Raw genomic sequence first — 14,227 nt, 5'->3', positions numbered from 1 at the left:
TTCTAATTGTTGAGGGGACTGTAGACGTAACGGAAGTCGCAGCGCCAGCGGGATTTGCGGAGGTATTCCAGAAGCCCTTCCCCCATCCAAGGGGGAAGGGAAACGTCAAGAAAATCTAGGCCACCATGTCCTCGCGGATCGTCTTTCGGGCCTGCCAGAACAGGGCGAAGGCGCCCAAACCCATCAGGGTCGAGACGATCAAGGCCCAGCGCACGCCTTCGGCGGCGCCCATGCCCATCGGCCCGGCGAAGAAGTCGCTCAGCGCGCCGACGCCCAGGGGGCCCAGGCCCAGACCGATCAGGTTGATGATCAGCAGCAGCACCGCCGCCGCCGTCGCCCGCATCGCCGGGTTCACGATGCTTTGCGCCGTGGCATAGACCGGGCCGTACCACAGGGTGCCCAGCAGGGTCGGGATGGTCAGCATCAGCAGGGCCGGCACGGCGGTCGGCAGGTTGATGGCCAGGATGTAGAACGGGATGGCGATCAGGGACGCGATCGCCGGAACGATCACATAGGCCCGCAGGTCCTTGGCCCCCAGCCGGTCGGCCAGAACCCCGCCCAGCCAGGCCCCGATCACCCCGGCGGTGCCGCCGATCAAACCCAGCGCCAGACCCAGGAAGCCGGCGGACTTGAGGCCAAACATCGCCGCCAGTTCCGCCAGTTCGGCCGTATGGTTGCGGAAGAAGAACGAGGCGGTGAAGGGCGCATGGCCATAGCCGATAAAGGCCTTGATCGAGGCGGCCAGGGCCACCAGCCAGAAGGTCTTCTTGGTGCCCAGAACCGCCAGTGCGGCCTTGAAGCTGATCTGGGAAGCCGCGCGGGCGGCGATGTCGGCGGCCAGCTGGCGGCGCGGCTCCACCAGGGTGAAGGCCGCGATCAGGGCGAAGATGATGCCTGGCGCGCCGGCCACCATGAAGGCGACCCGCCAGCCATAGGCGTCGGCCACCAGCCCGCCCATGGCCATGCCGGCCAGGGTGCCCAGCGGCGTGCCGATGGAATAGAAGGCGATGGCGCTGGCCCGTTTTTCCCGGGGCACATAGTCGCTGATCAGCGAGTGGGCGGGCGGGGTGCAGCCGGCCTCGCCGACCCCCACCCCGATGCGGGCCAGGATCAGCTGCCAGAAGTTCTGGCTGAAGCCGCACAGCACGGTGAAGCCGCTCCAGACGGCCACCGAGATGCCGATGATCATCGGGCGGTTCTTGGTCTCGGCCAGCCGGGCGATGGGGATGCCCAGCACGGTATAGAAGATCGCAAACGCCAGGCCGGTCATCATGCCCAGCTGCCAGTCGGCCAGGCCAAGCTCGGCCTTGATCGGCTCGGCCAGGATATTGACCACCTGCCGGTCCAGAAAGTTCAGGGTGTAGATGATCAGCAGCACCCACAGGGCGTAGCGGCGATAGCCGGCTGAGACGGGGTTGATAACCGGCGACGGTGTGGCCGTTTCCGCCATGGGCGTCTGCTCCCTCGAACGTTTGTTCTAATTGTTGTGACGACTTTAGACGCAGGTTAATCGGGATGGCTACCCGCCATCTGCCCACAGGGAATACGCGTCATGGAAATCGTTATCGGCACCCGCAAATGGTCCAGCTGGTCGATGCGTCCCTGGCTGGCGCTCAAGCACACCGGCGCGCCGTTCACCGAAACCCTGATCCAGCTGCGCCAGGTCGGGCTGTCCGAAGAGATCGGCAAGCACTCGCCCAGCAACCTGGTGCCGGTGCTGAAGGACGGCGACCTGGTGCTCTGGGACTCGCTGGCCATCTGCGAATACTTGGCCGAGTCCTATCCGGACGCGGGGTTGTGGCCGGCCGACAAGGCCCTGCGCGCCCTCGGCCGTTCGGTGGCGGCCGAGATGCATTCGGGCTTCGGCGCCCTGCGCACCGAGTGCCCCATGGAGCTGGAAACCCGCGACAAGATCATCGACCTGTCCGAGGCGGCCCAGAAGGACATCCGCAAGATCGCGGCGCGCTGGAACCAGCTGCTGGCGCGGACGGGCGGACCGTTCCTGCTGGGTGAGTGGTCGATCGCCGACGCGTTCTACACCCCGGTGGCGACGCGGTTTGCGACCTACGGGATCAGGCTGGGCGACTACGGCGATACGGGGCCGGCCCAGGCCTATTGCGACCGGTTGCTGCAGACGCCGGAATATCTGGCGTGGGCGCGGGACGCGCTGGCGGAGTAGGGCGGGCAGACAGATTGAAGGTCTGTTGTGGGTGGAAACCGGACTCTGGCTCGCTGTCGCAACCAGAATGGGCGAAACGGACGTTTGAGGCTGGGAGCCGCTTTGAACCTTCAGCGTGCGTCGAGCACAAGCCGCGACACCTGTGACTCCAGTTGGCCGGCAGCGCCGCCCGTGTTGGTCAGGACGATGATGGTCGTGTCGTCGTCGGGATAGACATTCATCACGGCGTCGAAACCGGGCAGGGAGCCGTTGTGTCCCACCACGCGGTGACCATCGATCGTATAGTGGTCAAGCCCGAAGGCGTATGGCCCCGGAATCAGGCCTTCGGGCGGAACGCCAGGCTCGCCGGGCCAGTAGACCGCCGTCTGGGTCTCCGCCCCGTTACGCAGCAGGCCGGGGCCGTCCATCTGTGCCAGCGACGCGGGCGACAGAAGGCCTCCGCCGTGGAGCGCGGCATCCCAGCGCGCGAGATCCTCGACCGTCGACCGTATGGCGCCAGCGGCATAGGGTACGCTCATGTCAAGGTGGCCCGCGTGGCGGAAGGCGGCCGGCTGACCGCCGGCGAGGCGGTAGCCGGAGGCGCGTCGCGGGGCGATCGCGCCGTTGTCGTCGACAGCCGTGTCCGCCATGCCCAGGCGGTCGAAGATCGTCGCCTTCATGAATTGCGCATAGGTCTGGCCCGAGACCTTCTCGATCACCGCGCCGAGCAGGGCGTAGTTGGAATTGCTGTAGTGCCACATCGTACCGGGCGCGAAATCGTACAGCGGCTCCTGGCCGGCGATGGCGGCGATCAGCTCGGGCACTGTCGCGCCGGTGTCGCTGATCCGGTCGGCCGCGTCGGATTCCGTATAGTTGTGAACGCCAGCCGTGTGGTTCAGTAAGTCGCGCAGCGACACCTCGTCGGCCCGTGGGAAGTCGGGCAGGTAGACGGACAGGCGATCATCGATCGACAGCCTGCCCTGCTCGGCCAGCAGCAGGACGCCGGCGGCCGTGAATTGTTTGGTCAGCGAGGCGATGCGGTAGACCGTCGTCGCGGTGGCTGGCGCGTTCCGCTCCAGATCGGCTAGACCGGCGCTGCGGCTGAATACCACCGTCTCGTCCTGCAGCACGGCCACCGAGACGCCGGCGGCGCGGCCCTCGGCCACGGTGGCGTCGATCGCGGCCTCAAGGCGCGCCCGTCTGTCGGGCGTCAACTCACCCGCCTGAACCGCGCCGCCGACGATCGTCAGGCACAGGGTGAAGGCCACGACACCGGCCTGAACCGCCCTCAGTCCGATCATGTCGTGGTTCCTGGCGGCGTCGGCGAAATCGCCAGCCGGTCGTCCGCCATACGCAGGCGGTGCATGCCCAGCAAGTTACATCGATTTAACGCGCGACCGCCCTGCTGCCGCGCCGAGTCAAGGTCTGCAAAGGGTCGGAAGCAGATATTGGCGCCTGCCCCGAAAGCGGACGCCCTGCGTCCCGCTCATCCTTAAATCTCTTGGAGGCTGGAGCGTGCCGGACTGGAAAGGTCTGTCAAGGACGGCCCTCCGGGCCGCCGCAGCGCGGCCGGTCGCAGACCGGTCCTTGAGAGACCTTTCCAGTCCGGCGATCGTCTCGCCGTGAGATTTAAGGATGGCTCCCTTAGGCGCGAAGGGGGGGCGGGGCGTCTCTCCAATGAAACACCGTCATTCCCGCCCTTGTGGCGGGAACCCCTGTTTCAGGTGACACGTGAATCTCCAGCGAAGTGCGCGCGCACTTCGCCCCTCCCGCACCTGCGGCGGTACGAGAGGTTCCCGCCACAAGGGCGGGAATGACGGGAGTTATGGGGATTGGCCGTACTGTATCCCCGCACTTCCCAGAGTATACCTGAGCGAATTCAATTACTTGTAAAATAGTTGATCGCGCCCATCAGACGCGCCGAAACCGCCCGCATAATCAATCTCACCTGACAGCACGGGAAGGGCGTCCGGCCGGCGACCAGCGACGGCTGTCAGGGGTGATCGAGCGGGAAGCGCTCGTCGGGGGTCATTGAATTGACCGCCCTCGTGACTGATCTGGACGGGCTCCCTGAAACATCGGGACGAAAACCCAGATCTTCCCCATTGGGGCGGCGAGGGTTCGATGAGCGCGACAGGCATGGGCTGAAATCGCCCATGCGGTCCGGACGAGGTTCGCTACCTCTCCGCCCGCCGGAGGCCGAACGTCGAGAGCGGGTTAAAACCCCGCGCCTCGAAGGCTTCCGTCTGAAGATCACGCGGAGCGTCTGTCTTCGTCGAAACGGTACTTACTACCCCCTCATCCGGGCGAGGCCCGGACGCTCCGCGCCCCTTCCTATCCCTTCAGCGGGCCACCGCCTGAAGCCGCCAAGCTGTGTCCGGGGCGCGCCGCGACCCATGGTCGCCCGTTCACAATTAATGGCGATTCACCACGCCTCGCGACCCGGCCTTAACCAAGCATCGCCATTCTGACCTCGAAAAACGGGATTGGAATGGACATGGCCCAGCACGTCGAAACCCTGGTGATCGGAGCCGGCCCCGCAGGTCTGACGACCGCCTATACCCTGGCCAAGGCCGGGCGGGGCGTGACCGTGCTGGAGATGGACCCGGTCTATGTGGGCGGCATCAGCCGCACCGTCGACTACAAGGGCTTCAAGTTCGACATCGGCGGCCACCGGTTCTTTTCCAAGTCCAAAGAGGTGGTCGATCTCTGGAACGAGATCCTGCCCGACGACTTCATCGACCGGCCGCGCCTGTCGCGCATCTATTATCGCGAGAAGTTCTACGCCTATCCGCTGAAGGCCTTCGAGGCCCTGGCCAATCTGGGGATCTGGACGGCCACGCTCTGCATGGCCTCGTTCGGCTGGGCCAAGGCGCGTCCGATCAAGAATCCGACCACCTTCCACCAGTGGGTGCGCAACCAGTTCGGCGAAAAGCTGTTCTCGATCTTCTTCAAGACCTACACCGAGAAGGTCTGGGGCATGAGCTGCGACGAGATCTCGGCCGACTGGGCCAGCCAGCGCATCAAGGGCCTGGACCTGGCCGCAGCCATCATCGACGGCGTCAAGCGTTCGCTGGGCGTCCGCGCCAAGGCCAGCGCCGAGGGCGCGCCCAAGACCCTGATCGAAAGCTTCCGCTATCCGCGCAAGGGCCCCGGCATGATGTGGGAGGCCTGCGCCGACAAGATTCTGGCCCTGGGCGGCCAGCTGCGCATGGGCCGCAAGGTCGAAGGCCTGCGCTATGACAAGGCCACCCGCCTGTGGACCGTCGAGGTCACCCGCGCCGATGGCTCGACGGAGACCTATACGGCCGATGACGTCGTGTCCTCGGCCCCGCTGCGCGAACTGATGCAGGCCGTGACGCCCACGCCGATCAGCCTGTTCCAGGCCGGCGAGCTGATGTACCGCGACTTCATCACCGTGGTGCTGATCGGCAAGCCGCAAAAGGAACTGCCCGACAACTGGATCTATATCCACGATCCGTCGGTGAAGGTGGGCCGGGTGCAGAACTTCCGCTCGTGGTCGCCCGAGATGATCCCCGACGGCGTCTCGACCTGCCTGGGCCTGGAATATTTCTGCTTCGAGGGCGATGGCTTGTGGACCTCGAGCGACGAGGATCTGGTCGCCCAGGCCAAGCGCGAGATCGCCAAGATCGGCCTGATGAACCCCGAAGAGGTCTATGACGCCTGCGTGGTGCGCCAGCACAAGGCCTATCCGGTCTATGACGACAGCTATGCCGAGCACATCAAGATGATCCGCCTGGACCTGAAGATGCACTTCCCGGGTCTGCACCTGGTGGGCCGCAACGGCATGCACAAGTACAACAACCAGGACCACGCCATGATGACCGGTCTGCTGACGGCCGAGAACATCATCGCCGGCGAGACGATCCACGACGTGTGGGAGGTCAACGAAGACGCCGAATACGGCGAGGCCGGCGTGTCGGGGGCTCGTGAAGCCCTGAGCAGCGTCCGCGCTGTGCCGCAAAAGGTCGCCGCCTGAGCATGAGCGTGGTGACCGACCTCTGGCGTCGCCTGCCGGTGGCCTTGCGTGAACTGGGCCTCTACGGCCTGGCCAGCGCGGCCGCCCTGGCGGTGGACTGGGGTCTGCTGCTGGTCCTGCACGGGGCGGGGCTGAACTATCTGGTCGCCACGGCCATCGGCTTTTCCGCCGGCATCGCCGTGACCTATGGCTTGAGCGTTTCGGTAGTCTTCCGCCATCGCCCGATCGCCGACCGCAAGCGCGAGTTCGCCGGTTTTCTGGGCGTGGGCCTGGCGGGCCTGGTCCTGACCCAACTCCTGATGGCCTTCTGGGTCGAGCGTCTGGCCATGGCGCCGGGCCTGGCCAAGATCCCGACGGCCGGATTGGTCTTCGTCTTCAACTTCACCGTCCGGCGGGCGCTGCTGTTCCGCGCGCCTCGCGTCCAGTCTTGAGCTTCGGGGCCGTAAGCGGGCCGGGGGCCTCGCGGATCGGCCGCTGGGCGTTTCTGGCGCTCGCCGCATCCCTGATGGCGCTGAGCCGCGTGCATCTGGGCCTGCGGCATGACGCCCGGCTCTATTTCGGCGACGCCCTAGCGCGCCGGGACCCGCAGGGCGTCGGCCGCGACCTGATCTTCGCCCATGACGGCCAGTTCGGTTTCAGCCTCTATACCCCGGCCCTGGCCTGGCTGATGAAGGGTCTGGGCCTGGACGCCGCCGTGCTGCTGGTCAGCGGACTGGGTCTGGCCCTGTGGCTGGCGGCCTTGCTGCTGCTGATGTCGCGCCTGCTGGCCGATCTGCCCGTCGTCTGGCGACGCGCCGCGACCGTGCTGGTCATCGTCGTCGCCCCCTATTACGGCGCGCATGAAGTGTTCGCCTATGGCGAGGCCTTCGCCACGCCGCGTATCCTGGTCGAGGCCGTGGGCCTGGCGGCCCTGGCCGCGTGGCTGTCCGACCGGCGCTGGCTGGCGGGCGGGATGCTGGTCGGGGCCCTGGCCCTGCACCCGATCATGGCCCTGTGCGGCCTGGCCGTGCTGTTCGTGGTCCTGTGTCTGGAAGACCGCCGCTGGCTGCTGGCCGGCCTGGCCGGCGCAGCGCTGCTGGCGATCGCCGCCGCTCTTGGCTTCCCGGTCGCCGAGCGCCTGCTGCTGGTCATGGACCCGGCCTGGCGGGCGATCAGCGAGCACCGCAGCCCCACCGTCTTTGCGTCCCTGTGGCCGGCCGAGGCCTGGGGACGTGTCGCTGTACAGGCCGTGACCCTGGGTCTGGCCGCCGCCCTGAGCCAGGGCCCGGTTCGCCGCCTGATGACCGCCGCCCTGATCGCCGGACTGCTGGGCCTGGGCTTTGCCTGGATGGCCGACCGCCTGTCGCTGGTGCTGCCGCTCCAGCTCCAGGCCTGGCGGACCCTGGCCCTGATGGCCATCCTGGCGGCCGCCGGTCTGGCCATCTGCTGGCGAGAGCTGGCCGGGCGCGGTCCCACGGGCGTGCTGGCCCTGTGCGCCCTGATCATCGGCTGGACCTATATCGGCTGGGGCGCCATCGCCCTGATCGCCGCCGGCGTGGCGCTTGCCGCCGTCCTGATCGGCGACCGCGCCGTCTGGAGCGCGCCCAAACGCGCTGCGGGCGTGATCATCGGGCTGACCGGGCTGGTCCTGCTGGCCTGGCTGCTGGTCCGGCTCAAGGGCCTGCACCAGGGCCTGGCCGTCCTGCCGCCGGGGCAGGGCGTTGGTCCGGGGCTGATCTGGAACAGTTGGCTGCCGGGCTGGATCGCCGCAGCCTTGGCCCTGGGGTTAACGGCGCGACCCACATGGCTGAAGCCGTGGGCCGCCGTGCTGGGCGCTGCTGCGCTGGCGCTCCTGGCCCTGCTGCTGTGGGACAACCGCTCCGACGTCGCGCGGCAACGCGATTCCGGGCCAGACCCAGCCCTGCAGGCCATGCTGGCCACGCGGCCGGGCGAGATCCTCTGGCTGGCGGGGGATGTCGAGCCCTGGACCCTCGCGGGACGGGCCAGCTGGGCCAGCAAGTTCCAGGGCGCGGGGGTGGTGCTGTCGCGGCCTCTGGCCATCACCCTGAACGCCCGAATCGATCGGCTGATCGCCGCCGGTCTGGTCGGCGAAGACTGGCGTACGCCGTTTGGCGCCGCGCCATCGTTGCCGAAAGTCCCAACCCTGGCGCAGGTGTCAGCGGTGTGCGCCGGCGCCGATGCTCCAGCGTGGATCGTCGCGCCGCTGGCGCCCGAGGCCAGGCTGGATCCGGCGCTTGCCAGCCGCCTTTGGACGCCGGCCGCGCCCTACGAACTGGACCTTGGCACCCGCTGGTTCGTGGCGACGCGCTACGCGGTGATTCTCTGCGCGGGCCGTTGAATTCCGTCGTTTGAGCGCTCTTGCAGTGCGTCTGGCGTGCGCAGCGACCGCGCGCTCCAGCAAACCAGATGCACGAACAGATCGATCAGGCCAATGATGGCCGCGACCGCAAAGATTCCGGATGTGATGATGATGACGAGGGTGGTCATGAAAGCTCTCCCAAGCTGTGGGACTAACCGGCGGCTGGGCATTTTGTTCCCCTGATAGCGCTCCCAAATCCATGCTGCGGCGCACCCTCTCTTGACAACGTTGTCACGTCTGGACGGAATGCCGCGTCCCGCGAAGACGGACAGGGGAGTGAAACATGACAGGCTTGGGGTACGGCGCGCCGATGCGCGCCATGGTGAATGGATCGGCGAAAAGCCGGTCGTCGCGGAACGAGGTCTGATCAATGGCTAGTTCCGCAACCGCCCAGAAGGGCAAGGGCGTCGCCCTGGCCGTCGTCTATATCACTTGCCTCTTTTTCATCTGGGCGCTGGTCACCAACCTGCTGGACCCCCTGCTGAAGACCATGAAGACGGTCTTCACGCTCAGCCCGGTCCAGGCCAACCTGACGGGCTTTGCCTTCTTCATCGCCTACGGGCTGATGTCGCTGCCCTCGGCGGCCCTGCTGTCGAAGATCGGCTACGCCAAGTCGGTGATGGTCGGCCTGGGCGGCATCGTCGCCGGCTGTTTCATCGCCATCGCGGCGGCTCAGCTGCACACCTATAGCCTGGTGCTGACGGCGCTGTTCGTGATGGCTTCGGGCATCACCCTGCTGCAGGTGGCCGCCAATCCGCTGATCGCCTCGCTGGGCAAGCCGGAGGACGCCTCGTTCCGGCTGAACCTGTCCCAGGCCTTCAACTCGCTGGGTGCGGCCTGCGGCCTGTGGTTCGGCGCCAACTTCCTGCTCAAGGGCGAGATCTTCGAGAAGGACATCGTCGTCACCCAGGCCATGCGCGAGCAGGCCCTGGGCTTTGTCTCGAACGTCTATCTGGCGATCGGCGTGGGCCTGGCCCTGTTCATCCTGGCCATCTTCCTGGTCCGTCAGCGGATCACCGACGCCGCCCCCAAGACCGGCAAGCTGGTCAGCCCGTTCACTGCCCTGAAGTCCAAATGGGCCAATCTGGGCGCCTTGGGCATCTTCGTCTATGTCGGCGCCGAAGTGGCGATCTCGCTGAACCTGCTGCTGTTCCTCGAGCAGACCAACATCCTCAACATCTCGGCCGAGCAGGCCGGCAAGCTGACCACCTTCTACATGGTGTTCGCCATGATCGGCCGCTTCGCCGGCTCGGCCCTGCTCAAGGCCGTGAAGGACTATGTGCTGCTGGCGGGTGTGGCCCTGGGCGCGATCGTGCTGTGCCTGGTGGTGATCGTCACCAGGGACATGGTCCCGACCGCCCATACCGGCGTGCTGAACCTGTTCCTGGCCCAGGCCCCGCTGACCAGCGGTCTGATCCCGGCCGGCGCCGCCCTGCTGATCGGCCTGTTCAACTCGATCATGTTCCCGACCATCTTCACCCTGACCCTGCAACGGTCCTCGGCGCCCACTTCGGCGACCTCGGGCCTGCTGTGCATGGCCATTGTGGGCGGCGCGGTCCTGCCGCTGGTGTTCGCCTCGATCGAGCAGGCGACCGGTTCGAGGGCCCTGGCCTTCGCAGCCCCGCTGGTCTGCTACGTCTATGTCCTGTGGTTCGCGCTGGCCGCCAAAAAGGCGCCCGTGCACGAGATCACCGAAGACGTGGTCGGCGGCGGTCACTGACCGCTCACGCATGATCGTCACAGACGCCCGTCGCTGCCCCGAAAAGGGCGCCGGCGGGCGTTCTGCATTTCGGAAAACCTTCCAGCTTTCCTAAAGCCCCTCTCGTAAAAACCGTGCTGGTAAATCCCACTTATCCGCACGACATTAGAGACCAAGACAGTTTCCAGGATCGATCATGGCCGCCGCGACTTCCAAATCCCGCTTTATCAGCGGCTTCGGCTTCCAGGTGCTCATCGCCATGGTCATCGGCCTGGGCCTGGGTCTGCTGGCCCGCGAGCTGGGTCCGGCAAAAGGCGAGGCGGGTTTCGCGCTGGCCGAGACCCTGCGCCAGGTCGGCTCGATCTTCGTGCAGCTGCTGCGCGTGCTGGTGCCGCCGCTGGTGTTCACCGCCATCGTCGCCAGCATCGCCAATCTGGCGGAACTGCAGAACGCCGCCCGGCTGGTGTGGCGCACCCTGTTCTGGTTCGCCGTCACCGCCCTGATCGCCGTGCTGATCGGCATCACGCTTGGCATGGTCCTGCAGCCGGGCCTGCACACCACGGTCGCGGCGGCGGCGGCTCATGCCCCCAAGACCAACGGCTCATGGCTCGACTTCCTGACCGGGCTTGTGCCCGCCAATGTGCTGGGCCTTACCGCCTCGACCACGATCAATGACGCCGGCGCGGCCAAGACCTCGCTGTCGTTCAACGTGCTGCAGATCCTGGTGATCTCGCTGGTCACCGGCATAGCGGCCCTGAAGGCCGGCGAGGCGGGCAAGGGCTTCCTGGCCTTCAACGCCTCGGCCCTCGTCGTGGTGCGCAAGGTGCTGTCGTGGGTGATCCGCCTGACCCCGATCGGCACCATCGGCCTGCTGGGTAACGCCGTGGCGCAGTATGGCTGGACCACCCTGGGCCAGCTGGGGGCCTTCACCGGCGCGATCTATATCGGCCTGGGCCTCGTGCTGTTCGTCGTCTATCCGGCGCTGCTGGCGGCCAATGGCCTCAATCCGCTGAAGTTCTTCGCCGGCGCCTGGCCCGCCATTCAGTTGGGCTTTGTGTCGCGCTCGTCGGTCGGCACCCTGCCGATGACCGAAGCCGTGACCGAGCACAGCCTGGGCGTGCCGCGCGCCTATTCGGCCTTCGCCGTGCCGCTGGGCGCCACCACCAAGATGGACGGCTGCGCGGCCATCTATCCGGCCATCTCGGCGATCTTCGTGGCGCAGTTCTTCGGCCTGCACCTGGGGATCACCGACTATTTCCTGATCGTCTTCGTCTCGGTGATCGGTTCGGCCGCCACGGCGGGCCTGACCGGCGCGACGGTGATGCTGACCCTGACGCTCTCGACCCTTGGCCTGCCGCTGGAAGGCGTGGGCCTGCTGCTGGCCATCGACCCGATCCTCGACATGGGCCGCACAGCCGTGAATGTCGCCGGCCAGGCTCTGGTGCCGACGATCGTCGCCAAGCGCGAGGGGATCCTCGATCTGGAGGTCTATAACGCCGGTCGCACGCCGGCAGACGCGATCCAGGCCGCCGAATAGGCGAGCGCGGTTGCGCCTGTCGACGTTAGCGGCGAGTTTGCCCGCCTCAGGCGGGTAAAGGGAATCGATGGTGTCGAAGGCGAGTGAACACGGCCGGTCTGGGCCGAGCCGTCGGTCCATGCTCGCCGGCGCGGCGGCCCTGGCGGGATTTTCCGTCACCGCCCCGGCCCGCGCGACCGTCCGGGCGTCCGACCGGATCGAGGCGCTGCTCGCCCAGATGACCATCGAGGAGAAGGCCGGCCAGCTGTCATGCTTCGCCGATATGATCCGCCCGCCGATCGGCGACATCAATCCGCTGGTCAATATCCGCAACGCCCAGACCTTGCTGGCCGAAACCCGCGCTGGCCGCATCGGCGTGCTGATGAACGGCATGGGAACCGCCGGCGCCCTGGAGGCCCAGAAGGCGGCCGTCGAGGGCTCGCGCCTGAAGATCCCGCTGATCTTCGCCGCCGACGTGATCCATGGCTTCCGCACCGTGTTCCCGATCCCGCTGGCCGAGTCCGGCAGCTTTGACCCCCACCTGTGCGAGCGCACAGCTCGCGCAGCGGCGTCCGAGGCCAGCGCCTCGGGCCTGCACTGGACCTTCGCGCCGATGGTCGATGTGGCCCGCGACCAGCGCTGGGGCAGGGTGGCCGAGGGGGCCGGCGAGGATGTCTATCTGGGCGAGGTTCTGGGCGCAGCCCGCGTGCGCGGCTTCCAGGGCAAGGACCTCAAGGCCGAAGACAGCATGCTGGCCACCCCCAAGCACTTCGCCGCCTATGGCGCGGTGACGGCGGGGCTGGAATACAACGCCGTCGAACTGTCGGAAGCGACGCTGCGCGAGGTGCACCTGCCGCCGTTCCAGGCGGCCTTCGCGGCCGGCGCCCTGACCACCATGTCGGCCTTCAACGACATCAACGGCGTGCCATCGACCGCCAACCGCCGCCTGCTGACCGACGTGCTGCGCGGGGAGTGGGGATTCAAGGGCGTCGTGATCTCCGACTACACCGCCGACCAGGAACTGGTGGCCCATGGCTTCGCCGCCGACGACCGCGATGCGGCGCGGCTTGCGATCCTGGCTGGCGTCGACATCAGCATGCAGAGCGGCCTCTATCTGCGCTATCTGCGGGACCTGACCGCCTCGGGCGATGTGCCGATGGCGGTGGTCGACGCCTCGGTGCGCCGGGTGCTGGCGCTGAAGGAAGCGCTGGGCCTGTTCGACAATCCCTATCGCTCGATCAATGACAAGGTCGAAGCGATGCGCACCGCGACGCCGGCCCTGCGCCAGCTGAGCCGCGAGGCCGGGGGGCGCTCGATCGTCCTGCTGCGCAACGAAGGCGCCATCCTGCCCCTGCCGCGCGGCGGCAAGCGCCTGGCCCTGATCGGTCCGTTCGCTGAGGATCGCGACAATGTCGTGGGGCCCTGGGCCTTCTTTGGCGACAAGACCCTGAACGTCGATCTGGCCAGCGGCCTGCGCGCCGCCATGACCGATCCGGCCAGCCTGATCGTCGAGCGCGGTTGCGAGGTCGAGACCACGCTCGCCGGCGGTTTCGAGCGCGCGGTGGCCGCAGCCCAGGCCGCTGACATCGTGCTGCTGGCGGTCGGCGAAAGCCAGGACATGACCGGCGAGGCCAAGTCGCGCACCGACATCCGCATCCCGCCCGTCCAGCAGCGTCTGGCCGAGGCCATCGCCGCGACGGGCAAGCCCGTGGTCGTCCTGCTGCGCCACGGCCGCGCCATCGCTCTGGAAGGCGTTGTCCGCGACGCCAAAGCGATCCTGGCCACCTGGTTCCTGGGCAGCGAGATGGGCAACGCCGTCGCCGACGTGCTGTTCGGGGCGGTCAATCCGTCGGCCCGCCTGCCGGTCAGCTTTCCGCTGGAGAGCGGCCAGGAGCCGTTCTTCTACAACGGCCGCACCACCGGCCGCCCGGCGCCGGTCGATCCCAACGCCCAGGAGTACAAGGCCCGCTGGCGGTCGATCCGCAACGAGGCCCTGTATCCGTTCGGCTTTGGCCTGGGCTATTCGTCCTTCGCGCTGACCGACTTGAAGCTCAGCACGCCCCGACTGCGCTGGAGCGACACGCTGCACGTCACCGCCAAGATCGCCAATACGGGCGCCGTGCATGGCGAGCACGTGGTCCAGCTCTATATCCGCGACCGCGTCGCCAGCCGGACCCGTCCGGTGCGTGAACTGAAGGGCTTCCAGCGCGTCGCCCTGGCCCCTGGCGCCAGCCGCGAGGTGAAGTTCGAGATCCGGCGTGAGAACCTGATGTTCGTCGGCGACCAGGACCGCTGGATCGTCGAGCCAGGCCTGTTCGACCTGTGGGTGGCCAATTCGTCGGTCGACGGCCTGGCGGGCAGTTTCGAGCTGCTGAAGGGCTAGGCCTGCGGACTCAGGATGAGCGGTTCGCTGCGCGGTGGTCGAGGGCGGTCTGTTGGCCGGCCTGGCAGCCCCATTCTGGCCGACAGTTCCCAGCGCAGAGCGGCCCGTTCCT

10 protein-coding genes are annotated in these 14,227 nt (G+C 67.2%); 7 read left to right on the top strand and 3 right to left on the bottom strand.

Annotated elements, in window-relative coordinates:
- Window positions 1-115 precede the first annotated feature (115 nt).
- On the bottom strand, window positions 116-1,450 hold the full coding sequence (locus ACN2C8_RS12030) for a spinster family MFS transporter (protein WP_419252002.1): 1,335 nt from the start codon (window positions 1,448-1,450) through the stop codon (window positions 116-118).
- Window positions 1,451-1,552: 102 nt separating this feature from the next.
- On the opposite strand from ACN2C8_RS12030, the gene ACN2C8_RS12025 reads away from it, so the two are divergent.
- A complete protein-coding gene (locus ACN2C8_RS12025) occupies window positions 1,553-2,179 on the top strand; it encodes a glutathione S-transferase family protein (protein WP_419252001.1) in 627 nt (208 codons plus the stop codon).
- 110 nt (window positions 2,180-2,289) lie between these two features.
- Here the strand turns inward: ACN2C8_RS12025 and ACN2C8_RS12020 are convergent, their stop codons facing one another.
- Complete coding sequence (locus tag ACN2C8_RS12020; protein ID WP_419252000.1) at window positions 2,290-3,459, bottom strand: serine hydrolase domain-containing protein; 1,170 nt, start codon at window positions 3,457-3,459, stop codon at window positions 2,290-2,292.
- Window positions 3,460-4,655: 1,196 nt separating this feature from the next.
- Between ACN2C8_RS12020 and ACN2C8_RS12015 the strand changes: the two genes are divergently transcribed.
- From ACN2C8_RS12015 to ACN2C8_RS12005, 3 genes are read left to right on the top strand one after another with little or no spacing between them, the layout of a single operon-like run.
- On the top strand, window positions 4,656-6,158 hold the full coding sequence (locus tag ACN2C8_RS12015) for an NAD(P)/FAD-dependent oxidoreductase (protein WP_419251999.1): 1,503 nt from the start codon (window positions 4,656-4,658) through the stop codon (window positions 6,156-6,158).
- Between the two features lie 2 nt (window positions 6,159-6,160).
- The gene (locus ACN2C8_RS12010) at window positions 6,161-6,589 is read left to right on the top strand and encodes a GtrA family protein (RefSeq protein WP_419251998.1); all 429 of its coding nucleotides are present in this window, start codon (window positions 6,161-6,163) and stop codon (window positions 6,587-6,589) included.
- A complete protein-coding gene (locus ACN2C8_RS12005) occupies window positions 6,586-8,496 on the top strand; it encodes a hypothetical protein (RefSeq protein WP_419251997.1) in 1,911 nt (636 codons plus the stop codon). The genes ACN2C8_RS12010 and ACN2C8_RS12005 overlap by 4 nt, the downstream gene beginning before the upstream one ends.
- On the opposite strand, the gene ACN2C8_RS12000 is transcribed toward ACN2C8_RS12005, so the two are convergent.
- Entirely contained in the window at window positions 8,466-8,645 is a 180-nt protein-coding gene (locus tag ACN2C8_RS12000) for a hypothetical protein (RefSeq protein ID WP_419251996.1), read from the bottom strand. The two genes, ACN2C8_RS12005 and ACN2C8_RS12000, sit on opposite strands and share 31 nt — an antisense overlap.
- A gap of 242 nt (window positions 8,646-8,887) precedes the next feature.
- Here ACN2C8_RS12000 and ACN2C8_RS11995 point away from each other — a divergent pair, with 242 nt between their 5' ends.
- The 3 genes from ACN2C8_RS11995 to ACN2C8_RS11985 all read left to right on the top strand — a co-directional run bounded on the left by ACN2C8_RS11995 (window position 8,888) and on the right by ACN2C8_RS11985 (window position 14,115).
- The gene (locus ACN2C8_RS11995; RefSeq protein WP_419251995.1) at window positions 8,888-10,237 is read left to right on the top strand and encodes a sugar MFS transporter; all 1,350 of its coding nucleotides are present in this window, start codon (window positions 8,888-8,890) and stop codon (window positions 10,235-10,237) included.
- Window positions 10,238-10,412: 175 nt separating this feature from the next.
- Window positions 10,413-11,753 (top strand): dicarboxylate/amino acid:cation symporter, encoded by a 1,341-nt coding sequence (locus ACN2C8_RS11990; protein ID WP_419251994.1) that lies wholly within the window; start codon window positions 10,413-10,415, stop codon window positions 11,751-11,753.
- 67 nt (window positions 11,754-11,820) lie between these two features.
- Window positions 11,821-14,115: a glycoside hydrolase family 3 N-terminal domain-containing protein gene (locus tag ACN2C8_RS11985; protein WP_419251993.1), complete on the top strand. Its 2,295-nt coding sequence runs from the start codon at window positions 11,821-11,823 to the stop codon at window positions 14,113-14,115.
- Window positions 14,116-14,227 lie beyond the last annotated feature (112 nt).

This window comes from Caulobacter sp. ErkDOM-C (assembly GCF_048541825.1).
In the GTDB taxonomy this organism is placed as follows: domain Bacteria; phylum Pseudomonadota; class Alphaproteobacteria; order Caulobacterales; family Caulobacteraceae; genus Caulobacter.
This window is presented reverse-complemented; position numbering and strand designations above follow the sequence as displayed.